Source organism: Luteolibacter sp. (assembly GCF_039920825.1).
Taxonomy (GTDB): Bacteria; Verrucomicrobiota; Verrucomicrobiia; order Verrucomicrobiales; family Akkermansiaceae; genus Luteolibacter.
On sequence record NZ_JBDSCX010000063.1, the window covers coordinates 44,508 to 69,116 of the forward strand.

At 59.3% G+C, this 24,609-nt stretch carries 17 protein-coding genes; 9 read left to right on the forward strand and 8 right to left on the reverse strand.

All coding sequences use genetic code 11. The annotated features are described in order from the left end of the window. Positions 1 to 83 precede the first annotated feature (83 nt). The 5 genes from ABIQ96_RS18690 to ABIQ96_RS18710 all read left to right on the forward strand — a co-directional run bounded on the left by ABIQ96_RS18690 (position 84) and on the right by ABIQ96_RS18710 (position 3,651). Complete coding sequence (locus ABIQ96_RS18690; RefSeq protein WP_348216150.1) at positions 84 to 524, forward strand: hypothetical protein; 441 nt, start codon at positions 84 to 86, stop codon at positions 522 to 524. 144 nt (positions 525 to 668) lie between these two features. Continuing rightward, a complete protein-coding gene (locus ABIQ96_RS18695) occupies positions 669 to 1,013 on the forward strand; it encodes a phage holin family protein (RefSeq protein WP_348216151.1) in 345 nt (114 codons plus the stop codon). Further along, complete coding sequence (locus tag ABIQ96_RS18700) at positions 971 to 1,378, forward strand: hypothetical protein (RefSeq protein ID WP_348216152.1); 408 nt, start codon at positions 971 to 973, stop codon at positions 1,376 to 1,378. The genes ABIQ96_RS18695 and ABIQ96_RS18700 overlap by 43 nt, the downstream gene beginning before the upstream one ends. A gap of 9 nt (positions 1,379 to 1,387) precedes the next feature. Continuing rightward, the gene (locus tag ABIQ96_RS18705; RefSeq protein ID WP_348216153.1) at positions 1,388 to 2,470 is read left to right on the forward strand and encodes a type IV pilus twitching motility protein PilT; all 1,083 of its coding nucleotides are present in this window, start codon (positions 1,388 to 1,390) and stop codon (positions 2,468 to 2,470) included. Between the two features lie 71 nt (positions 2,471 to 2,541). Then, on the forward strand, positions 2,542 to 3,651 hold the full coding sequence (locus ABIQ96_RS18710) for a PilT/PilU family type 4a pilus ATPase (protein ID WP_348216154.1): 1,110 nt from the start codon (positions 2,542 to 2,544) through the stop codon (positions 3,649 to 3,651). Between the two features lie 56 nt (positions 3,652 to 3,707). Here ABIQ96_RS18710 and ABIQ96_RS18715 read toward each other — a convergent pair whose 3' ends face one another. The 4 genes from ABIQ96_RS18715 to ABIQ96_RS18730 form a co-directional block, all read right to left on the reverse strand. Continuing rightward, positions 3,708 to 4,709 (reverse strand): alpha-L-glutamate ligase-like protein, encoded by a 1,002-nt coding sequence (locus ABIQ96_RS18715; RefSeq protein ID WP_348216155.1) that lies wholly within the window; start codon positions 4,707 to 4,709, stop codon positions 3,708 to 3,710. Continuing rightward, positions 4,702 to 6,234, reverse strand: coding sequence for a UUP1 family membrane protein (locus ABIQ96_RS18720; protein ID WP_348216156.1), 1,533 nt, complete (start codon positions 6,232 to 6,234; stop codon positions 4,702 to 4,704). Before ABIQ96_RS18720 ends, ABIQ96_RS18715 begins: the two co-directional genes overlap by 8 nt. 24 nt (positions 6,235 to 6,258) lie before the next feature. Beyond that, positions 6,259 to 6,957 carry a RimK/LysX family protein gene (locus ABIQ96_RS18725; protein WP_348216157.1) on the reverse strand — a complete coding sequence of 233 codons (699 nt, stop codon included), beginning with the start codon at positions 6,955 to 6,957 and terminating at the stop codon, positions 6,259 to 6,261. Positions 6,958 to 7,103: 146 nt separating this feature from the next. Further along, positions 7,104 to 8,108 carry a squalene/phytoene synthase family protein gene (locus ABIQ96_RS18730; RefSeq protein WP_348216158.1) on the reverse strand — a complete coding sequence of 335 codons (1,005 nt, stop codon included), beginning with the start codon at positions 8,106 to 8,108 and terminating at the stop codon, positions 7,104 to 7,106. Positions 8,109 to 8,163: 55 nt separating this feature from the next. On the opposite strand from ABIQ96_RS18730, the gene ABIQ96_RS18735 reads away from it, so the two are divergent. After that, positions 8,164 to 9,777 (forward strand): SpoIIE family protein phosphatase, encoded by a 1,614-nt coding sequence (locus ABIQ96_RS18735; RefSeq protein ID WP_348216159.1) that lies wholly within the window; start codon positions 8,164 to 8,166, stop codon positions 9,775 to 9,777. Between the two features lie 33 nt (positions 9,778 to 9,810). Then, positions 9,811 to 10,521 (forward strand): GNAT family N-acetyltransferase, encoded by a 711-nt coding sequence (locus ABIQ96_RS18740; RefSeq protein WP_348216160.1) that lies wholly within the window; start codon positions 9,811 to 9,813, stop codon positions 10,519 to 10,521. A gap of 12 nt (positions 10,522 to 10,533) precedes the next feature. Here the strand turns inward: ABIQ96_RS18740 and ABIQ96_RS18745 are convergent, their stop codons facing one another. Beyond that, positions 10,534 to 12,798 carry an FdhF/YdeP family oxidoreductase gene (locus ABIQ96_RS18745; RefSeq protein WP_348216161.1) on the reverse strand — a complete coding sequence of 755 codons (2,265 nt, stop codon included), beginning with the start codon at positions 12,796 to 12,798 and terminating at the stop codon, positions 10,534 to 10,536. Positions 12,799 to 12,904: 106 nt separating this feature from the next. Here ABIQ96_RS18745 and ABIQ96_RS18750 point away from each other — a divergent pair, with 106 nt between their 5' ends. Beyond that, positions 12,905 to 13,507 carry a L,D-transpeptidase family protein gene (locus ABIQ96_RS18750; protein WP_348216162.1) on the forward strand — a complete coding sequence of 201 codons (603 nt, stop codon included), beginning with the start codon at positions 12,905 to 12,907 and terminating at the stop codon, positions 13,505 to 13,507. Here ABIQ96_RS18750 and ABIQ96_RS18755 read toward each other — a convergent pair. Then, a complete protein-coding gene (locus ABIQ96_RS18755) occupies positions 13,497 to 17,480 on the reverse strand; it encodes a cadherin domain-containing protein (protein ID WP_348216163.1) in 3,984 nt (1,327 codons plus the stop codon). The genes ABIQ96_RS18750 and ABIQ96_RS18755 overlap by 11 nt on opposite strands. A gap of 383 nt (positions 17,481 to 17,863) precedes the next feature. After that, the gene (locus ABIQ96_RS18760) at positions 17,864 to 22,414 is read right to left on the reverse strand and encodes an Ig-like domain-containing protein (protein WP_348216164.1); all 4,551 of its coding nucleotides are present in this window, start codon (positions 22,412 to 22,414) and stop codon (positions 17,864 to 17,866) included. 176 nt (positions 22,415 to 22,590) lie between these two features. On the opposite strand from ABIQ96_RS18760, the gene ABIQ96_RS18765 reads away from it, so the two are divergent. Then, positions 22,591 to 23,502 (forward strand): YceI family protein, encoded by a 912-nt coding sequence (locus ABIQ96_RS18765; RefSeq protein WP_348216165.1) that lies wholly within the window; start codon positions 22,591 to 22,593, stop codon positions 23,500 to 23,502. 10 nt (positions 23,503 to 23,512) lie between these two features. On the opposite strand, the gene ABIQ96_RS18770 is transcribed toward ABIQ96_RS18765, so the two are convergent. Next, positions 23,513 to 24,568, reverse strand: coding sequence for a hypothetical protein (locus tag ABIQ96_RS18770; RefSeq protein ID WP_348216166.1), 1,056 nt, complete (start codon positions 24,566 to 24,568; stop codon positions 23,513 to 23,515). Between the last annotated feature and the right edge of the window lie 41 nt (positions 24,569 to 24,609).

Consider the following 24,609-nt stretch of genomic DNA (forward strand, 5'->3'; position numbering starts at 1 on the left):
GCGCAGGGCGGTGGGAGGTGTCACAAATCTTTCCGAGAAAAGTTGCATCATGAGGATTCAGCTGACCCTCAAAACCAAACGCCATGTCCAGTCCCTTCTCCACCCCTAACAGTCTCGATCCGGAAGCGGGTTTCACCCAAACTCCGTCCGTGGCACAAGCCGCCAACGATCTCCGTGCCGCCGCCGGTGAAAAGGCTCGCGAATTCGTCCATACGGCCGAGGAAAAAGCGACGGTCCTCAAGGATCGCGCCATCGAAACCGCCCAGCAGTTCCGCGATACCGCCTCTGAACGGGCAACTCAGTTCAAGGCAGCCGCCACGGAAAAGGCCAACGCCTTCAAAGCTGTCGCCACCGACAAGGCCCAGTATTTCAAGGAATCCGCCACGGAACAATGGCAGGACACCCGGGTCAAAGCGAAGGAACTTCACGTCACAGCGGAAGATTACATTCGTCAAAATCCCACCAAATGCGTGCTCAGCGCCCTCGGTGTGGGATTCCTCGTCGGCCTCATCGTCCGCCGCTAAGAATCCTGACTTGTCGTCAGGTGAATGTTTCATCGCAGTCTCATGAGTTCTTCATCTGACAGGGGTTCCGCGGCTGACGCGGGACCCGGTGGGTTGGGTTCGAGTTCCCATCCACTTCCGCCAGCCAATTGGCGCGAGGCTCTCATGGGCCTAATCGCATCCCGTGTCGCCCTTATCCAACTGGAATCCAAGGATGCCGCCAGAGACGGTGCCAAACGCGCCGGCCTATTTTTGGCAGTGGTGGGTTGTGTCTTTTTCGCATGGACCCTTCTGCTGGCGGGCGGTGTTTCCCTGATCGCCAGTTCCACGGGTTGGCCGTGGGCTTGGGTCGCCATCGGGGTCGCCGTTTTCCATCTCCTCCTTGCCGTCATTTTCGCCAAACTGGCAAAACCATCGGGAAATCCTGCATTTCCCCACACCCGCGCTGAATTTCAAAAAGACCGCGAATGGATCGAAAACTTTCAAAAAGCCAAGAAGTCGAACGATTGATCCGGCTGGGCGAAAGCGCCCGCGCGTGTCTGGAGGACGAAGCGATCGCCCTGAAGCATCGGCTCGATGTCCCGGCTCGTGTCCGGAATTCGCTGAAGAGCCATCCGACAGGCTGGTTGTTCGGATCGCTGGCATCGGGTTTGGCCGCCAGTTTGTTTTTGCGACGCAAGCCGGCTCGTGTTGAGAAGGCAAACCAAAGTTTACCCATTAGGATTATCGGTCTCATCTTGACCGTCGCTGGTCCTCTGGCAAAAGTCTGGCTCTCCGGTCAGGCAAAACACTACCTTTCCGGTCACCCACGCGGCAACGGAGCCTTCGCTCCCCAAGCCGTGGATCCATCCCATTCACCAACTCCACTCCAATAAACCCATCTCATGGCTGAACATCAGGTTCTTGATCACGTCGATCAATATCTCCAACTCGGGCGCGACTACGACTGCTCCGATCTCCATCTTGCGACGGCATACCCGCCCGCTTGGAGACGCTTCGGCCAGCTCTCCCCGATCTGGGGCGACCATCCCCCGTTGACCGCCGAGGATACCCATCGCCTTGCCAAGTCGTTCCTGGGCGAAGCGGAATGGAATCGTTTGAATACCCACGGCGACATCGACTTCGCCTACTCCGCGCCTAACGGCCGTTACCGGGCCTCGGTCGTGAAGCAACGCCTCGGGCTCGATCTGGTTTTCCGGATCATCAACGACAAGATCAAATCTCTCGAAGACATCGGCCTGCCGCTGGAGCACATTCTGCCGCTCACCCGCTATCAGAACGGTCTCGTCCTCATCACCGGCTCGGTCGGTTCCGGCAAGTCCACCACCCTCGCCGCCCTCGTCGATTTTATCAACCGCGACCGCGAGGACCACATCCTCACACTCGAGGACCCCATCGAATACGTCTTCGAATCCAAGGGCTGCCACGTCAACCAGCGAGAGGTCCACAAACACACCGAATCCTTCGCACGCGCCCTCCGCGGTGCCCTGCGGGAAGACCCGGACGTCATCATGGTCGGAGAAATGCGCGACTTGGAAACCATCCAGCTTGCCCTAACCGCCGCCGAAACGGGCCACTTGGTTCTCGGCACGCTTCACACCGGAAACGCTCCGCGGACCCTCGACCGGGTGCTCGACGTTTTCCCCACTGACCAGCGCGAACAAATCCGCATCATGGTCTCCGAGTCGCTCCGCGGAATCCTATCCCAGCAACTCGTGCCCAAGGCGGACGGAACCGGCCGCGTCCTGGCACTCGAACTCCTCGTCAACACGCCCGCCGTCTCCAACTGTATTCGCGAGGGAAAAACCTTCATGCTTCCCGGCGTCATGCAGACCGGTAAGAACGTCGGCATGATCACGATGGACGAGTCGCTCCGGCAGCTCTACGTCAAGGGCGTCATCTCGCGGGACGAGACGCTGTTCCGTTCCGATGACAAGAACCAGATGAAAACGTTCCTCGAATCCTGATAGGAGCCGTCTTCACAAACCCACCTTCCCCGGACACCGTTCCTTTTTCCCATTTTCCTTAATCTTCCCACATGGCCAAGATCGACACCCTCTTCCGTTATCTGATCGCTACCAAAGGCTCGGACCTTCACTTGTCCGAAGGCCAGCCGCCAAAGATCCGCGTCCACGGCGCGGTCACCCTGATTCCAGATCAGGAAGTCCTTCTGGGCGAAAGCTTCAGGGATTTGCTGGCGGAAATCTGCGATCCCAAGGCCTTTGCCAAATACATCGAAGGCGGCGACCTCGACTTCGCCTACGAAATGGACTTGGACTCCCGTTTTCGTTGCAACTATCTGAAGCAACAAAACGGACTTGCCGCCGTTTTCCGGTTGATCCCCACCGAGATCGCCTCGCTGGAAAGCCTCGGCGTGCCGGATGTCGTCAAGGAATTCGGCCACATGCGCGCCGGCCTTGTTCTGGTGACCGGACCCACCGGTTCCGGGAAATCCACCACCCTGGCGGCACTGCTAGACTACATCAATATCAACTTCAACCGCCACATCATCACGGTTGAGGAGCCCATCGAGTTCGTCCATCGCAACAAGCAATCGATCATCACTCAACGCGAGGTTCCGATCCAAACCCCGTCCTTCGCCGACGGCCTCCGCGCCGCCCTGCGTGAAGATTCGGACATCGTTCTCGTCGGAGAAATGCGCGACTTGGAAACCATTTCGCTCGCGCTGACGGCCGCCGAGACCGGACTCCTCGTCTTCGGTACGCTGCACACCAACAACGCCCGCAAGACAGTTGACCGGATCATCGACGTGTTCCCCGCAAACCAGCAGTCGCAGGTCCGCACCATGCTCGCCGCCTCGCTGCGTGGCGTCGTCGCCCAGCTTCTCTGCAAGCGCGTCGACAAACCCGGCCGGACCGCCGTTCACGAAATCATGTTCGCCACCCCCGCCGTGGCCGCCATTATCCGGGAAGGTGCCACCCAGAAACTCTACGACGTCATCACCGGCGGTAAAAACGAGGGCATGCAGTTCATGGACGAATCCATCTGGTCCAAGCTCCGCGAAGGCATGATCTCGCCCGAGGAAGCCTACATGAAGGCCATCGACAAAACCCGCTTCAAGAAATTCCTGCCGGAAAACATGTCCCACCTCGGGGATGCTTCCGGAGAGAGCCCGCTCGGGCACTGAGTCCCCACAGCCGTTAAAAAAAGTCGCCAAAAGCACCTGACGGGGAGAATTCCGTCTCACTTGCCGGATGCCCCAAAATGTTTCCGCGAGTATTCGATTTTCTCGGAATGCCCGGCTCCTGGATGAAGCTGGTGCTGCGCGGCCACCGGCTCTAACCGCCGCAGCAGCCCGACACCGTTGGCCATCTGGATGGCCAGTCCGGGGCGGGCGTTGACCTCGATCATCAGCGGGCCGTGGGTTTCGTCGATCATGAGATCCACGCCAAGGTAACCGAGTCCGGTCATCTCCTGACAAGTGACGGCGATGTCGAGGATCTTGTCCCACCCGGGCATTTGGATTCCTATCAAATCGATTTCCAGATCCGGATGCCGGGTGACCGGCTTGCCATGATGCACGGCCCGGACGGTGCGACCGGTGTCAATGTCGATCCCGATGCCGAGCGCCCCCTGATGGAGATTCGCCCTGCCATCAGACTCCAGCGTCGCGGCCCGCAGCATGGCCATGACCGGATAGCCGTGTAGCATCACGATCCGGATGTCCGGAGCGCCCTGATAGCTGATTTCGGTCATCTCGTTGGCGGGCCGAACCCGATATTCGACGAGAGCGCAGTCCCGTTGGCCGCCGAGGCTGAAAAGCCCCGCCAGGATGTTGGAAACGTGGTGGCGGATCTCATCGCCAGTAAGAATACTCCCGCTGGGTTTGACGTAGTTTTTCCCTTCGCGGCCGTCGATGACGAGCACGCCCCTGCCGCCGGAACCACGCGACGGCTTAATCACGAACGCGGCGTGCTTTGCCAGCGTTTCCTCGATCCGCGCGGATTCGTGGGGCGAACGGATGATCGCGTAGGTTTCCGGCACCGAGAGTCCCTCAGTCTCGGCGAGTGCCTTGGTTTGCAATTTGTCATCGACCAACCGGTAAAGAGCCCTGGGATTGTTAGGCAGCAGGAACCGTGCGTTGCGCATGTTGATGCCGACGACGCCGAGTTTGCGCAGTTCGGCCGGAGTGCGCATCCAGCGATGCCACCATTTGCCTTTCACTTGCTGCGGGACATCAGGCATCGGCGAAAGTTTTGAAACGGATCAATTCTGATATCCGATAGCCGGTGTAACGGCCGATAATCAGTATCCCGGCCAACAGCACCAATAACAGTTCAGGAAAATAGAACGCCCAATACTGGATCTGCGGCACCCGCATGAACAGATAGGCGAGCACCGAGACGATCAACGAACCTCCGACTTGGGTGATGGCACTGCGTTTCCCCTCCTCTTCCCAGATCAGCGACATGCGCTCGATGGTCCATGCGAGGATGATCATCGGAAACAATGTGATCTGAACGCCACCACTCATGCCCATACGGTATCCGACCACCGTCATCATGATCATCAACAGCGTAACGATGACCACGCACGCCGCCACCCGCGGCACGACGAGGAGATTGAGCCGGGATAACAGGAAACGAAACCACAGCCCGGTGGCCACGATGATCGCGAACATCAGCAGGCCGCGCAGCAACGGAATTTCCAACAAAGCCAGCGCCAGCAGCACCGGCATGAATGTGCCCAGCGTCGGCACGCCGACGATGTTGCGCATCAGCACGACGACAAAAGCGCCTAACGGAATGAGAACAATATAGCGAAAAGCGGCCCGCTCGGCGACGGGGAGACCGAGGATCGTGGAAACCATCAACGGCGAATCGCTGAGGTCGGTCATGCGTGCCAGGGGAATCCGATCCTTGACGACGGTGAACGCCACGCGCGAGTTCTCACCGCCCGTAACGTCCAGTAAAGGACCTCCGCCGCGATGCCAGACAAAGATCGAACGTCCATCGAGCACAGCCGCCGGTTCGGCCGGATCGCGGACTTTCCAATACGCGCCGTCATAGTATTCGACAAGCGGCAACGGCGCCTGACTTCCCGTTTCTTCGTCCAGTTTCACCCCGTAGGCAAGCCGGGCGGGAACACCGGCCATCGCTAACAGGTCGATGCCCATTGTCATGGTGGCATTGCGCTTGAATTCCTTTTCGTAGTGCCGCTTCACCAGCACGAACTCCTGGGAGGACTCGCCTATCTTGATCTGGTCGAAAAGGGAAATGAACAGCGAATCGGGATCGCTTGAAATGCCTTTCGCGCGGTTGACGATGTTGTTCGCCGCCTCGCCGAGCGAACCAGTTAGATTCGGAGTATCGGCATCGGAAGATTGAACTTCGCCGGGTTCCGGCTCACCTCCGCTGCGAACTCCCTCGGGGAAACGCACGCGGAAATAGAGCGCCTGGCTATCCTCGCGGTTGTCGGCCGACCAAACCGCGGTGTATTCGCCCAGGTTTTTCTCCACGTTGTAATGATAGCCGAGCGATCCAGCTTCCTGACCGCTCTTCTGCTCGACGGCGGACGACGGCAGTGACAGGCGCGCCTTTACTTTCTCACCGGTAGCAAGGAACGAAACCCGCGCCTCGACCTGCCATTCATTCACCTGCTGGCCTTTCCAGAACGGAACTCCGAGCGACTTCACCTTGTAAATGGCAAGCCCGCCGCCCAGAGCGATCAGGAGGAAAACAACCGTAATTAATTTCCACCTTGGACTCATGCGGGTCGGATCAGGGGAAGGCGTTCAGCGAAAAATCTTTTGTTCCGCCAGATAGGTGCGGCTGGGATCGACCCACCCCAGCACCTTGATCATGTTTCGTCCGATCAAAACTGGGGCCAGCATGTTCGAGCGGTTGTTGAGCGTGAATTCTCCGCCGCATTTCCGGTCGCCGATCGTGAAACTCAATCGTACCACCTCGCGCGGCGTGGACTGCCCTCCCGGCTCCTTGATGCGCGCGATCCTAACAAGCGGCGCTTCGATTCGCGTGCGCACCGGTTTTTTCAAACTCGGATCGGTGACGATAAAGCGGACCCACTTTTTCCCGTCGCGTTCGAAGAGTTCCTTTTCCTCGGCGTGGATCGAGCTGGTTAGCGCGCCCGTATCGAGCTTGGCCTGGGTTTTCTCGACGACTCCCTTGATGAAGATGTGCTCGCGCCAACCGTAGACCTGCACGAGGTCCGCCGTCACGGGCTTGGCCACCGCGGCCTTCTGAGCTTCGAGATTTTCCGCCGCCGCTTCGTCATCAGGATCGATCCCCACCGCCGGGTCGGCAGGCTTTTCAGTGGTGGCTTTCACTGGTTCGCCGGGAGGTTTCACTTCCTTCGCGGGAACGGGAGCCGGAAGCGTGGTTTCCTTGGGAGCCTCCTTCACTTCCGGAGCCGTTTCGACCGCAGCAGGCGCGGCATGGGATCCCAAAACAGTTAGTCCACCGGCGATCAGCATCAGAACGCATCGACGAAGAAAATGGGCGGATTTACAGGCGGTCACGTGGGCGGACTATCGCCCTCGGCTCCACCTCATTGCAACGGAATTCCGCGATCACCAAGCCGCGCATTTCCTTGGTGGCCATGGTTTGCGGAGGAAATCATTCATCGGCTCATGCTTCCCGGAGCCGTGGTAAATGCCCTGAAGAGCGACAGGTAAACAAAACTCCTCGGCACCTTGATCCGCGTATGAAGTCGGTCCCACGTCGCACCTGCCATCGACTCCACGGTCTTCTTTGCGATCAATGCCGGCAATGCGGTAGCGGCCCGCAGTCGGCGGGATTTCAACGTGGCGGCGTAGCGCTCCCCTTCCCTCACCCAATCGATGGTGCGAGCCAGCCAGCGCGCATGGCATTCAAGCAACGCGACACGATCGTGTGGATTCGCAACCGGAAGATAGCATCTGCCGCAGGCGAGATCCTCACCGACATCCCGCAGGATATTCACCAATTGAAGCCCTTTGCCGAAAGCGATTCCGCGCTCCAACAGATCCGCCTCGGTGGAAATTGAGAACCGGTCTCCCAGTGTCAAAAATCCAAGCTTCGTCCAGAACGCCCCGACACAACCTGCGACCCGCCATGCGTAGTCTTCCAATGCGGCGTCATCAGAAAGTGCGACCGGATGCTCGCGGCGGGCATCGGCGAAGCGTTTCAAGTCCAATCGTTGTCCGCCGATGATGATTTCCACGACCTCCCGCACCAACTGCGCCTCGCCGGCAGGAAGTTTGCGCAGCCACGCAATCAAATCCGCCGAGCCCTCTAGCAGATTTCGTTCTCTGGCATCTGGCACCGAGTTCAGGATCGACACCGGCCATCGCGGCGCATCGCGGTCTCCGGAAACCGCCACGCCGAACTGGTCGAGAAATTGTAATCTCGCCTCGTAAGGTGCCTTCGCCGAATCCGCCAACGTATCACTGGTGCGCGCCAACAGGTAACCAAGACTGGCCGCCCCGCGCATCGGAACCGGCAACATCCTCAGCGTCAGGTAAAACGAGCGCGATACTCCCTTGAGCACCTGTCTTCCCGTTTCATCAATCACTTCGTTCAACCAAGGTCCGCCAAGGCCAAATGTCAACCCGCCAGCACCCGGCCGTCCGCGAGCGACTTTCATTTCCCGGCGAAATCCGGTTGCGATCCGGGCAAACACCACGCAATCTGCTAGCGGAATGAACGAGAACCCGGAGATATTGAGGGAACGGAATGTCGTCAAGCTGGAGCGGTTGGAACTGGCGCTGCGGGCGTCCAACGAGGGAATCTGGGACTGGCAAATCGATCAGCAGGACATTTTCTACTCCCGCCGGATTCTCGAGTTCATCGAATGCGGCACAAGTCGCGCCCCGAATCTTTTCATCCCGCCTTACGAGAACATTCATGCGGAGGAGCAACGTGCGTTTGAATTGGCCGTCACCCAAGCCCTTCAGGACGGCGGGCCTGAAACCCTGGCCGTGGACGCCCGCGTCCGCACCGGCAGCGGCGACTGGCGGTGGTTGAGAATCCGCGGAACCGTCGTCCGCGACCGCGAGGGCAAAGCCCGCCGGGTCGCAGGCTCGATGATCAACATCAGTTTGCGCAAAGCCGCCGAAGCGCAGGTCGAGGAAGAGCGCCATCTCCTGCGGCAATTGATCGACCACGTCCCGCTGCAAATTTATTTCAAGGACCTGAACTCGAATTTCTCCATGGCCAACCAAGGCATGGCCGAGTGGATGGGATTCGACCACGAACGCGAATTGATCGGAAAGCATGACCGGGACTTCTTCGACTTCGACCACTGGAAGCCTGCCGAGGATGACGAAAAACGCATCATTGAAACCGGCGAGCCCATCATCGACCAACTCGAGCACGAAACCTGGCACGAAGGCACGGAAACCTGGGTCATTACCTCCAAATTTCCATGGCGCGGTCGCCAAGGCCAGATCAAGGGAACCTTCGGCGTCTCCAGCGACGTCACCAAACTGGTCCAAGCCGAGCGCGAAGCCACGCATCTCGCCCACCAGTTGCAGTTGAAAAACGAGGCTTACGAAGAAGAACTCCTGCTCGCCCGGGAAATCCAGCAAGCCCTCGCCGGCGAAGGATTTCCAACGGCCAACGGCAGCGATGGAAGCCAGCTGCTTTTCGGTGCCCGTTACATCCCGATCTCCGGACTGGCGGGTGATTTCTTCGAAGTCATGAAAGTCACGGAAACGAGTTTCGGCGTCCTGATTTGTGACGTCATGGGCCACGGCGTCCGATCCGCCCTCATCGTCGCCATGCTCCGCGGCCTCTTGGAAAAACAACGCGCCCAAGCCAACGAACCCGGCCATTTCCTCCAAGGTCTCAACGACGGACTCGCCGCCATCCTCGAACGCGCCGGCACCACGATGTTCGCCACCGCGTTTTATGGCCTCATCGATCTCGATGAGGGAACCTTCCGATACGCTTGCGCGGGCCATCCCGGGCCAATCATCGCCGGGCGCAACGGCGTCCGCCAGATCGCCAACGAACGGGCTCACAAAGGCCCGGGCCTCGGCCTGATCCATGGTGCGTGCTACCCGACTAACGAGATCGAACTCTCTGATATCCGACGCATGATTCTGTTCACGGACGGTGTCCTCGAAGCGGAAAACCAGAGTGGCGAACCGTTTTTCGAAAACCGCCTGATGGAAATCATCCGCAACCAATCCGACGAACCGCTTGAGCAGCTTCTCGACGGCATCCTCTCCAGCGTGCTCGCCTTTTCAGAAGGCCAGCACTTCGACGATGATGTATGCTTGTTAGGAATCGAGATCTCCCGGGCAGAGTGAGCCGATTGTGTCGCAATCCTCGCAGTCCAAGCCATGCTGGACCACCACACAATCGCCGTCGCCGATGCCTATTGGGCATCTCATTTCGGTTGCGTAGCCGACGAGCTTTTCTCGGGATCGTTCCATCTTATCACTCACGGTGGAGAATTGATCGATTACTGCGGAGTGTTCGCTATTTTTCGTGGTGGCAAGGTCACGGTATCCATTCCACCCGATCAGGCTGAGAGTCTTCGCGGAATACTATCCGATCTAACCAATGACTGTTCGCCCGACAGTTTGGCGTCCGCTCTTGAGCCCGTCGCAACGAGAGTCATCGGACCAGCGTATATCGGTTACGCATCGGCGGTTTCCGGACCTTCGCATCCTGTGCGATCTTTGAGCTCCAATGACGTGACGGCACTGATGGCCTTGGAGCAATCGTGCGACACAACCGAGTGGGAACACGGCGGCAGTCCAGTTGAGAATCCATGCTCGGGTGTATTCTCCGGGGAGAAACTGGTTGCCGTCGCAGGCTACGAAATTTGGGGTGGTAGCATCGCTCACATCTCCATCATCACTCATCCCGATTTTCGAAATCAAGGTTTCGGTCGCAGTGCGGTGGCACATCTAGCAGTAAAAGTCATTCAAGCCGGGCTGCTTCCCCAATATCGGACATTGGAATCGAACCGCAGTTCCATCCGCATCGCCGAATCACTGGGATTCCAGCACTACGCCACTTCGATGGCGGTGAGGATAACCCGATAAGAAGCGGGAACATTATTTGGGACTGCTAGCAATCTCGATCTCCACCGCCTTGCTCGTCGGAGTTCCGCTGCCTTCGGCTTGGCTGCCAACGGGGACCAGCACGTTGGCCTCCGGAAAATAGGCTGCGGCGCTGCCCTTGGGCATCTCGTAGGGGATTGCGGTGAAACTCTTTGCGATGCGGCGTTCGTCGCCCCAGATGCTGGTGATGTCGACTGGAGAGCACGGAGCGATTCCCCTTTCCTTCAGGTCTTCGGGATTGACGAGGATGATGCGGCGCGCGTTGGCAATGCCGCGGTAACGGTCATCCATTCCGTAAATCGTGGTGTTGAACTGATCGTGGCTGCGAAGGGTTTGGAGAACGAGGCGGCCGGAGGAGGGCTCGAAAACATCCATCGGAGCGAGGCTGAAGTTCGCCTTGCCGGAGGTCGTTTCCCAAACGCGCTTCTTGGCGGCATTGGGTAGATAGAAGCCGCCGGACTCGCGGGCGCGGCGGTTGTAATTATCAAATCCGGGGACCACCCGTTCGATGAGATTGCGGATGCGATCGTAGTCCTCGGCCAGCCAGCGCCAGAGGATGGGACTGTTAGCGCCATGCACCGCTTCCGCGAGACGGGCGATGATTTCGACCTCGCTGAGCAGGTATTCCGATGCGGGGGCGAGGACACCACGGGACATCTGGACGACGCCCATCGAGTTCTCACAGGTCACGAATTTCCCGTCGCCATCGCGCTCGCTGCGGCCAAGGCACGGCAGAATGAGGGCGGTGCGGCCTGTGACAAGGTGGCTGCGGTTGAGCTTGGTGGAGATGTGGCAGGTGAGATCGCACTTCCGCAGCGCATCGGCGGTGTAGCCGGTGTCGGGAGAAGCCTGGAGGAAATTTCCGCCAAGGGCGAAGAAGACCTTGGCCGCACCTCGCTGCATGGCGTGGATCGCGGCCACGGTGTCGTAGCCATGGGCACGGGGTGAGGAAATTCCGCACTCGCGGTCGAGTGCCGCTAGAAATGGCTCGGGCATTTTTTCGAAGATCCCCATGGTTCGGTCGCCCTGCACGTTGCTATGACCGCGCACCGGACAAAGCCCGGCACCCGGACAACCGATGGATCCTAACAACAAATGAACATTGACGACCTCGCGGATGGTGGCAACGGCATTGCGATGCTGCGTGAGTCCCATCGCCCAGCAGGTGATGACACGGCGGTCGCCGCCCAACAGGGTTTCCGCGAGTTCGCGGATTTCCACCTCGCCAATGCCGCTCATGCGGATGATTTCGGGCCATGCGGTCGCATCGACGAGCGATCGATAGGCCTCGAACCGCTCCGTGTGTTCGCGAATGAAGGTGGAATCGATGATGGTTCCGGGGGCGAAGAACTCCTTTTCCAGGAGGACCTTCGCGATGCCCCGAAACAGGGCGAGGTCGCCATTGACCCGGACCGCCACGAATCGCGAGGCGAGCGGCGAGGGCCGGCCTAACAAAGCTGCGATCGGATGCTGGGGATGAACGAAACCGACGAGCCCGGCCTCGCGCAACGGATTGATCGAAACGAGGCAGGCCCCGCGCTTCACGGCGGCTTCGAGAGTGGAGAGCATCCGCGGATGGTTGGTTCCGGGATTCTGGCCAACACAGAGAATGGTGTCGGCTTCGAGAAAATCATCGAGAGTGACGGTGCCCTTGCCAATGCCAATGGACTCCTTCATGGCGAGCCCGCTGGATTCGTGACACATGTTGGAACAGTCGGGCAGGTTGTTGGTGCCGTAGCTGCGGGCAAAGAGTTGATAGAGAAACGCCGCCTCGTTGCTCGCACGTCCCGAGGTGTAGAAAACGGCTTCGTCCTGCGAGGCCAGTTTTTTCAAATGTGAGGCGAGAATCGAGAACGCATCCGCCCATGAGACAGGAGAGTAATGGGTGGCTCCTTGCCGCAAGACCATCGGCATCGCGATCCGGCCCTGTTGTTCGTGCCAGTGGTCGCTCTTCTCTGATAGTTCCGCGACGGAGTGTCTGGCAAAGAAATCGGCGTCGGCGAGCTTGCGGGTGGACTCGGATGCGAGGGCTTTGGCTCCGTTTTCACAAAACTCGGCGAACGATCGGCCCTGATCCGGATCCGGCCATGCACAGCTCGGACAATCGAATCCACCGGCCTGGTTCATTTCCAACAAGCCGCGGGCTCCGCGAAACGGCCCGGCTTCGCGGAGGATGTGGCTCAGCGCCGAAGTGACTGCGGGCAGTCCGGCCGCCCATTCGCCGGGGGCGGATTGTTGGAGATTTTCGGATTCGGCCATCGAGTCACAAACAAGCCTCGGAAGGCAGGTCTTTCAAGGTGGAAAGAGAAGCCACTTGGCAAATCCACCGGTTTCGGATTGGTTTTCATCGGTTCACCCTCCACTCATGATGCCCCGTTCCTCCGCTTTGATTTCCGCCCTTTGTCTGACATTTCTCACAACTTCGTGCGGGCTATTTACGCCGAAGGATCCGGCAAGGGCGCGTCAGGTCATGTATGAATGGCACGACGACGGCGGTCCGGGTGAAGTGAGCGTGGAAATCGACCTAACAAAACAAATCGCCACCTACAAACGCGGCGACCGGCCCATTGGCTGGTCCTACGTATCCTCGGGCAAGGAAGGCCACTCGACGGCCACCGGTAATTACACCATCACCGAGAAAATGCCGGTGAAATATTCCGACCGCTACGGCTGGATCGCGGACGCAACGGGAAAAGTCACCAACGGCGACGCCACTCCCAAATCGCCGGTGCCGCCGGGCGACCATTATTCCCCCGCACCGATGAATTACTGGATGCGGGTCACCCACTACGGGGTCGGCATGCACGCGGGTGACATCCCCCGGCCCGGCGAAGCGGCGTCCCACGGATGCATCCGGCTGCCACGGGATTTCGTGCCCACTTTATATGACGTTACCAAAATCGGCACTCCGGTGAAAGTCACCCACGGAAAATCCGCTCCTGTCCGCAAGCCGGAGACTATCGGCTGATCTTGATTCTGCCGAATCGCTTGGCGGGACTCGGGGTGAACTCGTAGTCATCGATCAAACAGCGTTCCCACGACGCGTTCACCGGGGTCACCTCCACCGCGTGTACCCCCGGATTCCACTGGGCCGCATTCAATCCGCTGGAAAACTGCGGAACATAACTGAGCCCGCTGCCGATCCTTCTCAAATATTCCAGCCGAAGCCGCCGCTGCCCTTGTGGATCGACGATAATCCGGCTGATCGGCAAACCGGAGGTGGACCCGGCACCGCCTAACAAATTTCCGGCGTCCTGCGCCTGCGGGTTGAGATTGAACGCATACTCGATGAGCGTCGGCACTCCGTCATGATCCCCGTCCGCCGTTGAGAAGTCGTCGAAAACCAAATCACTGGTGAAGAAGACATCCTCCTCCATTGCCTCGTTCACTCCATCTCCGTCGAAGTCTTCCGTGCGGTCATCCAGAAGCTGGATCGTGAAGGCATGTTCGGTATAGTTTCCACCTTGGTCGGTCGCACGTACTTGGAAGACCATGGTGCCACCGGCTTCGTAGTCCACACCCGCGCTGGATTGGACGAGCAACTGCCCGCCCGAGGTTGTCAGGCAGTAGGGATCCTGCGAGCCGCTGGTCACCCGCACGACAAACTGGTGCGTGTCCCCGGCGTCCGGGTCAAAAGCAGCTAAATTCCCAATCACCGTGTCTGGAGGACTGTTTTCCATCAGTATCGCCTGCCCGCTTTGTTGGACAGCCGGTGAAAACGAGATGGCTGTCGGCGGATGCCCGCTGACCGTGTCCATCCAGATCATCTGGGTAAGCACTCCTTTGTCGGTGGTCGCCATGATCCTGGCAGCACGGATCTCGCCTGTTGTCACCGTGCCTCCGATTACTCCGGTTAGAGGATTGATGGACAGTCCGGCAGGCAGCCCCATCGCGCTGAATTCACTGGCGGTCGCACCTTGGATGGCGACCGGATAAGTCACCACCTGACCCGGCCATCCATGCAAAGTAGTGTTTGACAGGATTTTCGGAAATCCAGTGGCCTGTCGGATTGCAAGATTGTGAAAACTCCCGGCAGCGATCTCCTGAACCTGAAGGGCCTCCAGCGGCACTGTTTCCTGACCATAAAGATTCGATCCCCACGATACGACTGTTCCGTCGCCTTTGACCGCGATACTGTGCTTCCAACCTGCTTTGACTTCAACCACGTCACCGAGCCCCGAAGGGACGAGCACCTGATCCTCTTCATTATCTCCCCATCCGACCACGGTTCCACCGCGCAGGAGCGCAAGGCTGTGAAACCCACCCGCAGCAATGCCGACCACGTTATCCAAGCCTGTTGGAATGGTGACCGCCCCCAACCAGTCTCTGCCCCAGGCAACCACGTGACCGTCGCTTTTCAACGCCAGCGTATGGTAGCCTCCGGCAGAAATCGCCACGACGTGGTCGAGTCCCGCCGGCACGTTGGTTTGCTCATATCCATTGTCGCCCCATGCCACAACCGTGCCGTCGCGTTTTAGCGCCACGCTGTGATAGCTACCGGCGGAAATCGCAACCACATCAGCCAGATTCAGCGGCACGGTCGCCTGTCCGTCAGCGTTTCCGCCCCACGCGACCACCGTGCCGTCGGCCTTCAATGCCATGCTGTGGTAATCTCCCGCACTGATGGCTGTCACTCCTGATAGAGCGGCGGGAACGATCGTCTGACCGTCGTCGTTCCAGCCCCAGGCACTGACGGTTCCATTGCTCCGCAACGCGAGATTATGCCGCCATCCGGAAGACACCATCACGACCTCTCCGAGGCCGGCGGGAATATCCCTCTGGCCGTGGTCGTTGCTTCCCCAAGAGACTAGAATGTTGCCCGTCGGGAAACTCGATGCATTGAGCGGTGAGGTTCCGTTTCTCGCCTCGAAGCCGTCGCCGAAGCCATCGCCATCCATATCCTGGAGCGTGTCGCTGGTTCCATAGATATCCTCTTCCTGAGCTTCCGTTAGCCCGTCACCATCGACATCCTCGCCACGATCATCCAGCAGTTGGAGCATGATGACAGCTTCATAAGGATTCAACGAGGCGTCCCGCACGCGCAACCGCACGCTCAACGGCTGCTGACTCAGTTCGTAGTCACGATCGATGTTTTGATTCACGATCAGTTGGTTCCCTGCGACGCGAAAATAATGGTTGTCGCCTGATCCCACTCCGTCGATCAATTCGAAAGAATGCGTGTCGCCGGCATCCGGATCGTCGGCACTCAGGGTGCCCGCCACGACATCCACGGCGCTGTTTTCCACAATCGCCGCCGGGCTCAAGTGGATCGCTGTCGGAGAATTCCCGTTGAAGACATTTAGCCACAGCGTCTGGCTCAACTGTCCTTGATTGGTATTCACCACAAGGTGGACCGTGCTTCTCGCACCACCCGCGACGGTTCCGCTGATCACCCCGAGTTGTGGATTCAACGTCAGACCGGCGGGCAATCCCATCGCGGAAAACAAGCTCGGAGTGGCGTTCGCAACCACGATCTGGTGGGTCAGCGGGACGCCGGGCGAGCCGAGAATCCTGTCGCTGCTGGTAATTTCCGCAGTGCCTGCGGTTCTTCGCAATGCCAGACTGTGTTGCAATCCCGCGGAGATCATCCGGACCTGCCCCAGAGCCCCGTTAGGGATCGTGATCTGCCCGCTTCGATTCGATCCCCACCCCGTCACCGAGCCGTTGCTTTTCAAGGCGAGACTGTGGAATCCACCACCGGCGATGGCGACCACGTTGTTGAGTTCCGCAGGCACGGAGGATTGTCCGTCACCGTTGTAACCCCAGCAGACGACCGTACCGTCGCTTCTCAACGCCATCGCATGATAGATACCGGCGGAAATGGCGACCACGTCTGCCAGCCCCGTGGGAGCTGCGGCACTCTGCCAGTCCTCGCCATCGAAATATCTTCCCCATGCCACCACCGAGCCGTCGCTTTTCAACGCCATCGAGAAAAACCCGGCCGCGGCGATGTCGACCACGCTCGCAAGGCCGGTAGGGACCGTTGATTGTCCGTGAAGGTTCGCCCCCCAGGCCACCACGGTGCCATCCGACTTGAGTGCCAGACTGTGGGCCCGGCCCGCGGCCACCGCCACCACACCGTTTAGACCGGAAGGAACCGTGCTTTGGCCTTCCTCATTACACCCCCACGCGATCACCGAGCCATCGCTTTTCAAGGCAAGACTGTGGGCCGAATCCTGCCACCAGTAGTCGCCGCCTGCCGCCACCTCGACCACCTGATTCAATCCGGCCGGAACCGAAGTCTGTCCGTAAGCGTTGAAACCCGCCCATGCCGCGACCGTGCCCGCGGGTTTCAGCCCGAGACTGTGATACTGGCCGGTGGAAATGGAGGAAAAGGCGGCATCGTCAGGTGCCAGCAACTCCTTGGCCTGATTGCTCCCCCAACCAACCAGCGCGTAGTTCGGCATGCTGTTGGGATTGGTCGGCGAAGAGCCGTTGATGACTTCGATCCTGTCGCCAAAACCATCACCGTCCGAATCCACGTTCACGTCGCTGGTCCCATATAAATCCTCCTCTTGCGATTCCGTTAGCCCGTCGCCATCCGCGTCCTCGGTCCGGTCGTCGAGCATTGGGATCAAGAGCGGTTGATCGAACGTCTTGCCTGTGGAATCCGTCGTTCTCACCAGAACGTGAAAGGTCATCGGTTCCGTTTCGAAATCGACGAATTTCCCGTCAGCCTTGATCACTCCGTAGTGAAGCCGCACCTGGTTTCCAGAAATAATGAAGCCGTTGTTGTCCTCTCCTCCCGTCCCCTCCACCAGGCTGAACGTGTGAGTATCGCCTACGTCCGGATCCACCGCAGTGAGATTGCCGACCAGTTTGTTGGCGGGATCATTTTCCACCACGGTATTCGGGCTCAAGGTCACCCCTGTCGGCGCGGCGGAAAATCCCTGCTGCGACGCTAACAGGAAGAACCCCATGCCGACGAAGGCTTGGAGCACCCGGAACCTGGGTACATCAGGGGGGAAGCACATTGGGGGAGAGCGGGATGGCGAGTCGAAGGCACAACTCCGCACCGGAAAATCGTGATGGAAATAGGGGGCTCAAGATACCAAATGAAAGCAACATTCCTGCCACCAAATCATGTATTTAGGGGGTCGGGGGAGGTTGTGGGAAACGCTGCCTTCTCGCTGATGAACCTTTAAAAACGAAGCGTCCATGACAAGTCCAAAAAAGCGATCGCCGCACTTTTAGATTCACCCTGCTTTGATATCAGAAGAACCTGAAACCCCACATCTCCTCACACTCAATCCCCGTACCCGGAAAACACCCACAAAATTCGCACAGTCACTTGAAAACAAAAGATTTCCAGAAATAACCTTTTTCAAGGTACCGCCATGGTGACGACCACCCGCCCAAAGCGACGGACGGGGTCGGCACCGGCGGGATCGGGAATCGTAGCCAGCTCCCAATCCGCATCAATCGGCTCGATCGCGGGAGCTGCAACAGCGTCCGTAAAATCGTCCGGACGGGAGCCGAACTGGGCCCGGTAGCTCAAACCAGCCACCCCTTTGCGCCGGAGGAACTGAAGTGAAAGTCCCCCTGGAGTCAGAATCATCCTCGGCAGTCCGGAGCCCGGATGAAACGCGGGATCATAGGTGGCGGAATCCGCTTTCGCCGGATCCAGATGAAACGCAAACTCCAGCAACTTGCCGATACCGTCGCCATCTTCGTCCGCCAGAAGCGAGGCATCCGTGCTGCTGACGCCGCTGTCGAATGCCCACTGGCGGAAGGAATTCCGCCACGTCACCGTCAGGGTATTCGAATAAAAGTTCAGCGCCCCAGTGGAATCCACGACGGCATTGTGTGGCAAGGTCAGAACAACGGTTTCAGAGGTGGGCACGACGGAAAGGACGTAGGTAGCCCCTGAACCGGTGACCGATGCCACCGAACCGCCCGTAATTGTGAAATCACTGGCTGTCAGTCCGGTAACGCTTGCGGAAAATACCAGATTCGCGGTGAACGGACCATCCACGACCGCCTTCGCCGTGGTGATGACGGCCAGTGGCCTTACGCTTTCCAGTTCAAGCCTGTCGAGACGCGCTCCGTCCTCCCTTCCGTAAATCGTGACGATGTGGGTGCCAGTGGTTAACGTCAGCGTGACCGGATCCGCGACATTGCGGCTGTTCAGGTAATCCCAGTTGTAACTCGCACCGACGGGAGCCAAAACCCACTGGCTGACGGTGCCGAGCGCCTGATTCCCGTCAATTTCCACCCAGAAAGTATCGCTCGAGGTGTTTGGTGGCCGGACCAGTCCACGGACGAGCCACTGACCCGCACGCGGAACATTGAAGGTATATTCCGCACGATGCTGTGTCTTCACTGGAAGCGATGAGTTGCCGGGATAAGCTCCGTCCGGCAGCCACAAATACTTGCCGTGTGGAGCCGCCGCATCGGTGACGATCGCCATGCCACCGCCAAGATAGGAAGTTTCCGCGGCATTCCGCGCGAGAATCTGTTGGAAATATTGGATAGAGACCGACGTGCCGGCTCCCATCGGAAGAGCCGCGGTATCGCGCACGGCGCCACTTCGGATTTCGACACCGACCGATCCGGTGAGCAGTGGCGTAAAATTGAGCAGATAACCAGTTCCCGACGCGACGATGGAGTTCAGCGTGGTATTGGTCACCAGGAAATCCGACGCATCCAGCCCCGTGACCGCCTCGCCAAACTCAAGGCCGATTTGAAACGGTCCGTTGACCTGCGCGGGCACACCGGTGAACACCGGGATCGGCGGAGTAACGTCCTGATAGTTCACAGACAACACCGACGAAGCCCGACTGCCAAGCTCACTCGCGTTAACCGCGTCGGCCGGAACCGATACCGAAACATTTCCCGATACCGGGGAAACGGTCGCCACATAATAATAACCTTTCCCCCGCAACTTGCTGACAGATCCCCCGCTGACCTGCAAATCGCTCGCGGTGAAGTCGGTGACGTCCTTGTCAAACACCACTGTCACATCGAAGGCTCCGTGGACGGACCCGACTGGTCCGGCGATCTGACAGCGCGCCTTTCGTTTCGCGACGAGACCATTGTAGATTTTGACCGTTTCATCGTTCGTCCAAGTGCCGGAAGTCATCAGGGTCCAGTTCACACCGTCGGCACTGTAATGGACCTGGTAGTTGCCGATCCGCCCGTTCGGGACTCCCTGCCTGGGCGTGTAAACGAATCCCCCGACACTGCGCAAGGAGCCGAGATCAATCGTGAGATGGTGCGGCGGTGGTGGTTGCGGATCCCCCCACTCGGTGTGCCAATAGGTGCCGATGTCTCCGTCGATCGCCCGACTCGCCGCTCCGTTCTCGTCTATCAACTCCTGGCTGTCCACGTCGTGAACGGAAAGGACGGACTGCGGAATCGGCGAACCGTTTCCGTCAAGAACGGAGAACTCGGCGACCGAGGTGATTGTGTTGCCATTCACTTCCGATAGAGAGGTCAACCGAACGTAGCGCGCCTCGGGCGACGGGATGGTGTCGAATTCAGCCGGGATCAGGCCGTTGAGATAGCCACGGAGCAAATCAACCGCTTTCTGGTCAACGAGGTTTTTCGCCAGCGGCGGCATGGCGGCGCTGTTGCCGACATTCGCCATGCGAACTTGCAGCGCGGACAAATCCGGATCAGCAGGTTTGAGGTAGCGGCCGTCCGGACCGAGATCGAAGTGCCCTTTGAGCATCGCGTTGATCAAGCCTTGCGCGTTCAGCGGCGTGCCGAGGCGCGCGTCGAAATAGTCCACCGCACCACCCGGGCGGTGGCAGTGCGAGCAGTTCGAATCCAGATAGGAACGCACCCGGTGTTCGACGGGAGCTGTCGCATCATCGATGGCGCGAGCCTCGATGAAATCGTCCAACTCCTGCGGCGTTAGAGCGTGATCAAACATGCCGAGCGAATTGAACGTGGCGAGCTGGTTAGCCGTGCGGCCGGTCGCCGCGTAATAGAAATCCATGTTGAGCGAATGCGTCCTGACCCCCAGCGCCTGCCCGGAAGCGCTGTTGTGGCATTGGAGACAATCGCCCCGCGAAGGATAGCTCCAGTGGCGGGCTTCCGTGCCGCCGTTTTTCAAGGTCACCGTAAAATCCTCACCCGCCCCGACGGCCAGCAACTCGGCATCCGTTCCGGCGGCGTTCCAGCGATAGGTCAGTCCGTATTTCCCGCCGCCCGTGGTGCAGACCAGAAATCGGGTCTCCAAACGTTTCACCACCGACGGAATGTTCTCATTCGTCGCCACCTCAAAATGTTTCACGAAAACAGTCCCGGCGGGAAACACCCAGTTCTCCTCCTCGCTGAATGTGATCCGCTCGGCAGCAGTGTCGTGGGTCCCATTGTTAGGCAGAATCACCCATCGTTTTTTGGCCGCGCCGTCCGACCACAGCGGATTCGCGACTGAATAGGGAATGACTCCCGTTGCCACCGCCAGAGTCGACAGGTTCGTGAAAACACCGGTCTGCGAGAGCAATGCCGGCGGCTCGGACGCCACCCCTTCGAGAACCAGCTTGCGGATGGTTCCGCCCGGCTGGTTCGTGCCGTTCAGATTCATCAGATAGATCTCTCCGGCGGCGTCCGTGCAGAAATTCGCGAGTCCCGCTTTCTGCCCGGTCGGAAATCCCTCAACGATGAGCTGGGAAACCGGATTTCCTCCCGACTCGTCCAGCGTGACCGCCCAGATCTTGCCGACGAGGAGGTCGCCATAGAGCACCTTGCCACCTAACAATCCATTCCACTTTGAGCCACGATAGCGCATTCCTCCGATGATGCACCCCCCGACGGAGCGCCCGTAGTCGAGCACCGGCGGCTTATCAATCCCGATGGGCGGCACGGCGGCGACTCCGGGGCCTGCCGCCAATCCTTCGCGATAGCCCCACTGGGCGTTGTCTCCCTTTACCAACCGCGACAGCTCCTCACGCTCCGCCCCGCCGACATCCCCGATCCAGATTTCTCCGCTCGGCGCGTCGTAGTGAGCGGTGTGCGGACTGCGGAGTCCGAGCGCGAAATACTCCTCCAGCACCCCGCCGCCGGGGTCGAGCCACGGGTTGTCGTTCGGAATGCCGTAGCCTTGGGTAAAGCTAACAGGCCAGCTCGCCGGTTTGGCCGCCGGGCTCTGCGGCTGGCGGCGGATGGAGTGGGACTTCGTCGGATTATTGCTCACGTCGATCCTAAAAACACCGCTGAACAACCCGAAATCAAGCCGCTGCGTGCGGCTGAGCGACGCATCCGGCCCGTCCCGCCCACCGCCTCCGGGACTGTCGCCGCCGTCGCCGCCGATGATGTTGAGAAATCCCTGAGTGTCGAAAAACAACCCGCCGCCATTGTGCCATTGATCACGGTCGAACTGACTCATCAGGACGAACTCGCTGTTAGGATCCAGCGTGCCGGTGGCGGGCTGCCAGGTGAAGCGGGAGACCCGCCACAGCGAACAATTCGGTCCAGCTTCCGGCAGGTCGGGTTTGCAGTTATAACTGACGTAGGCGAAGTTCGCGTTGGGCGAGCCGGCTTGGCCGAACTCAGGATGGAAAACGATTCGGTAAAATCCCTGGTCTTCCGCCGTCTGCGTTTTGGACGCCCAATCCAGCGCCTTGACCACCTGAGCCTGCGTCACAGCGGGATTATTAGCGAACCGCCACAACTGGCCGTTCTTACCAACGAGCAACATGTCCCCCGTTCCGGGAACCGGCGTGAGCCACAAAGGGTCGATGAAGGTGAGGTTGGGAAATGCGTTCGCGGTCGTCCACCCGCTCGCCTCGCCGGGCGGGGTCTGGGGGAACGTTCCGTTGAAAAAAGCACCGACCGCCTGTGGAGCATCCAAGCCACCCGGTTGCGCCGCGGCATCCGACACAATACCTAACAAAACCGCAAGCAGACACGCAAAAATGAGTGCCACAGAGCTTTCAGCAAAGCGGGGGGGAGTCGCCTTCACTCCTTCGGGGTAGCCGACCCGCGCCCGACGGGCAAGGACATTCCCTTCGTCCCACCGGTGGCAGTTTCGGCATTTCCGCAGGTATTCCAAGGCTGGCGGCTTTTCACTTGCGCCCCAGAGAGCATGGTTTTGATTGGTTCATGGACCAAAGGCACACTCCTATTGCAGCGGCGGATTTGAAGAATCTTCTGGCCGGGCCCCGTCCACCCTCACTGATCGATGTGAGACTGGAAGAGGATTTTCACGGCTCTCACCTGCCGGGAGCGCAAAACAACTGCGTCTTCGAAGTCGCTTTCACAGAGCGAATGCCGCAGATTGCTCCGGATTTCTTGAGTCCGGTCTGTGTCTATGGCGCTGACGCAAACAGCTTGGAAAGCCGGATGGCTGCGGAGAAACTATGCCGACTGGGTTATGCCGAAGTTTACGATTTCAAGAACGGCATCGACGGTTGGATAGCGGCGGGATTTCCCGTGGAAGGTGGTTCGGTCCCGACGACTCCGCCGACCGCGGCGGACGGGCAATTTCCCATCGACCTCGCGGAAAGCCGGATCCGCTGGGTCGGCCGCAACCTGCTGAACCGTCACGAGGGATTCATCGCCCTCAAGGCCGGTTGGTTGCGAATGGAAGCCGGCAGGCTAACAGGTGGCGGATTCGTCATCGACATGTGCTCGATCCACTGCATCGATCTCGAGGGCAACGCGCTTCACGACGTGTTGATCCGGCATCTGATGGATCACGATTTTTTCGACTCCGCGAAATTCCCTGAAGCCACCTTCGCGATCACGGACGCTATCGAAGTGCCGGACGCGACGCCGGGCTCGCCCGATCTAACTATCATGGGCGTTTTATCGCTGAAGGGAGTCTCCCATCCGCTGGAATTCACGGCCTGCACGGGAGTTACTGCGGAGGGCAAACCGGCGGCGCAGGCAACGCTGGCCTTCGACCGCACTCTATGGAACGTGATCTACGGTTCGGGAAAATGGTTCCGCCATCCCGGCGGACATCTGGTGAACGACCTGATCGAGCTGCAACTTCGGATCGTCGGAACGTGACCCGCTTCATTCACGGAGTCGGCGGCGCGGCGGGCGGTGGAGTGGCTGCATCACGGCGCTTTTCCAATTGAGTGCGCAGGTATTCGTCCGGCCCCGCCTCCTTCCAAGCGGTGAACCAGATCGCCGCAAGTTCCTGGCTGCCCGTGAGCAAACGGTCCTCGATGAATTTCTTCCCGACCGTGGAAGTCGTGGCTTCCTCCGCCTTCAAGGCACCGCTTTTCTCAAGCTGATAGAGCGGCTCGACGAATGCGTGCTGGGCGGTGATGTAATCGACGACCGCGGCGAACATGGGATCTCTACCTCCCGGATTGGCGACCATCACCATCGGCTTGACGGGCGTGACCCGGGGAAGGAGATCGTCCACCTTGATTCCGGACTTGTTGGCGAATCCGCCGTCGATCCAGGCATGGAAGCCGGACCATGTGGTATAGCCGTTGGGATTTTCACCGACCCAACCGTTGTGATGATTCGAGAGGTGAAGGGGCTGCGAGCAGTCGCCCACGAAGTGGCCCATGACGCCCATGATGTAGATGATGTTGGCCTGCGCGTTGGCAATTTCCGCAGGGGTGCCGATTTCCTGATAGACCTTGAGATAGGAAAATCCGGACTTCAGCTTGGCATAGGACTCGGTGATCACCCATGGAGCGAATCCGGGCCACTCGGCGGTGTGATCGGCGTTTTTCAGCGGGTCGATAACCTGGAATTCAGCGAGATGGGCGGCGCGGCCGGCGGCAAATTGCGACATGAAGACGTACCGCAGATCGGGCATGGTTTTGACGTCGAGTCCGGCACTGGCGATCTGCTCGTAGTCGAAGTAGTGGTCCGGACTGGCGCAGTGTTTGAGCGGAAGATCGGTCATATTTCGCCAGCGGTCGGGCTCACCCGCTAGAAATGCAATACGTTCAGCCGCAGCGGGTTCGCGGACGAATGCCGGAAAATCCGCAGGCAATGCAGCGAGCGCGGCGGTATTGACGATGCGATGGCCTTCGTAATCCCACGCGTGAGCGGATGGAGCCACGAGGCTGGTGATGAGGGTGGCGAACAGCGCCGGCCGCAGGGTATGCATGCGCGGAGCCTTAGCAGGTGACCAAGGAAAAGCGAGGCACG

What these genes read in the sequence shown, in the direction of transcription:
- ABIQ96_RS18690 (WP_348216150.1), top strand. Translation starts at nt 84, where the DNA reads ATGTCCAGTCCCTTCTCCACCCCTAACAGTCTCGATCCGGAAGCGGGT.
- ABIQ96_RS18695 (WP_348216151.1), top strand. Translation starts at nt 669, where the DNA reads ATGGGCCTAATCGCATCCCGTGTCGCCCTTATCCAACTGGAATCCAAG.
- ABIQ96_RS18700 (WP_348216152.1), top strand. Translation starts at nt 971, where the DNA reads ATGGATCGAAAACTTTCAAAAAGCCAAGAAGTCGAACGATTGATCCGG.
- ABIQ96_RS18705 (WP_348216153.1), top strand. Translation starts at nt 1,388, where the DNA reads ATGGCTGAACATCAGGTTCTTGATCACGTCGATCAATATCTCCAACTC.
- ABIQ96_RS18710 (WP_348216154.1), top strand. Translation starts at nt 2,542, where the DNA reads ATGGCCAAGATCGACACCCTCTTCCGTTATCTGATCGCTACCAAAGGC.
- ABIQ96_RS18715 (WP_348216155.1), bottom strand. Translation starts at nt 4,709, where the DNA reads ATGCCTGATGTCCCGCAGCAAGTGAAAGGCAAATGGTGGCATCGCTGG.
- ABIQ96_RS18720 (WP_348216156.1), bottom strand. Translation starts at nt 6,234, where the DNA reads ATGAGTCCAAGGTGGAAATTAATTACGGTTGTTTTCCTCCTGATCGCT.
- ABIQ96_RS18725 (WP_348216157.1), bottom strand. Translation starts at nt 6,957, where the DNA reads ATGCTGATCGCCGGTGGACTAACTGTTTTGGGATCCCATGCCGCGCCT.
- ABIQ96_RS18730 (WP_348216158.1), bottom strand. Translation starts at nt 8,108, where the DNA reads ATGAAAGTCGCTCGCGGACGGCCGGGTGCTGGCGGGTTGACATTTGGC.
- ABIQ96_RS18735 (WP_348216159.1), top strand. Translation starts at nt 8,164, where the DNA reads ATGAACGAGAACCCGGAGATATTGAGGGAACGGAATGTCGTCAAGCTG.
- ABIQ96_RS18740 (WP_348216160.1), top strand. Translation starts at nt 9,811, where the DNA reads ATGCTGGACCACCACACAATCGCCGTCGCCGATGCCTATTGGGCATCT.
- ABIQ96_RS18745 (WP_348216161.1), bottom strand. Translation starts at nt 12,798, where the DNA reads ATGGCCGAATCCGAAAATCTCCAACAATCCGCCCCCGGCGAATGGGCG.
- ABIQ96_RS18750 (WP_348216162.1), top strand. Translation starts at nt 12,905, where the DNA reads ATGATGCCCCGTTCCTCCGCTTTGATTTCCGCCCTTTGTCTGACATTT.
- ABIQ96_RS18765 (WP_348216165.1), top strand. Translation starts at nt 22,591, where the DNA reads ATGGACCAAAGGCACACTCCTATTGCAGCGGCGGATTTGAAGAATCTT.
- ABIQ96_RS18770 (WP_348216166.1), bottom strand. Translation starts at nt 24,568, where the DNA reads ATGCATACCCTGCGGCCGGCGCTGTTCGCCACCCTCATCACCAGCCTC.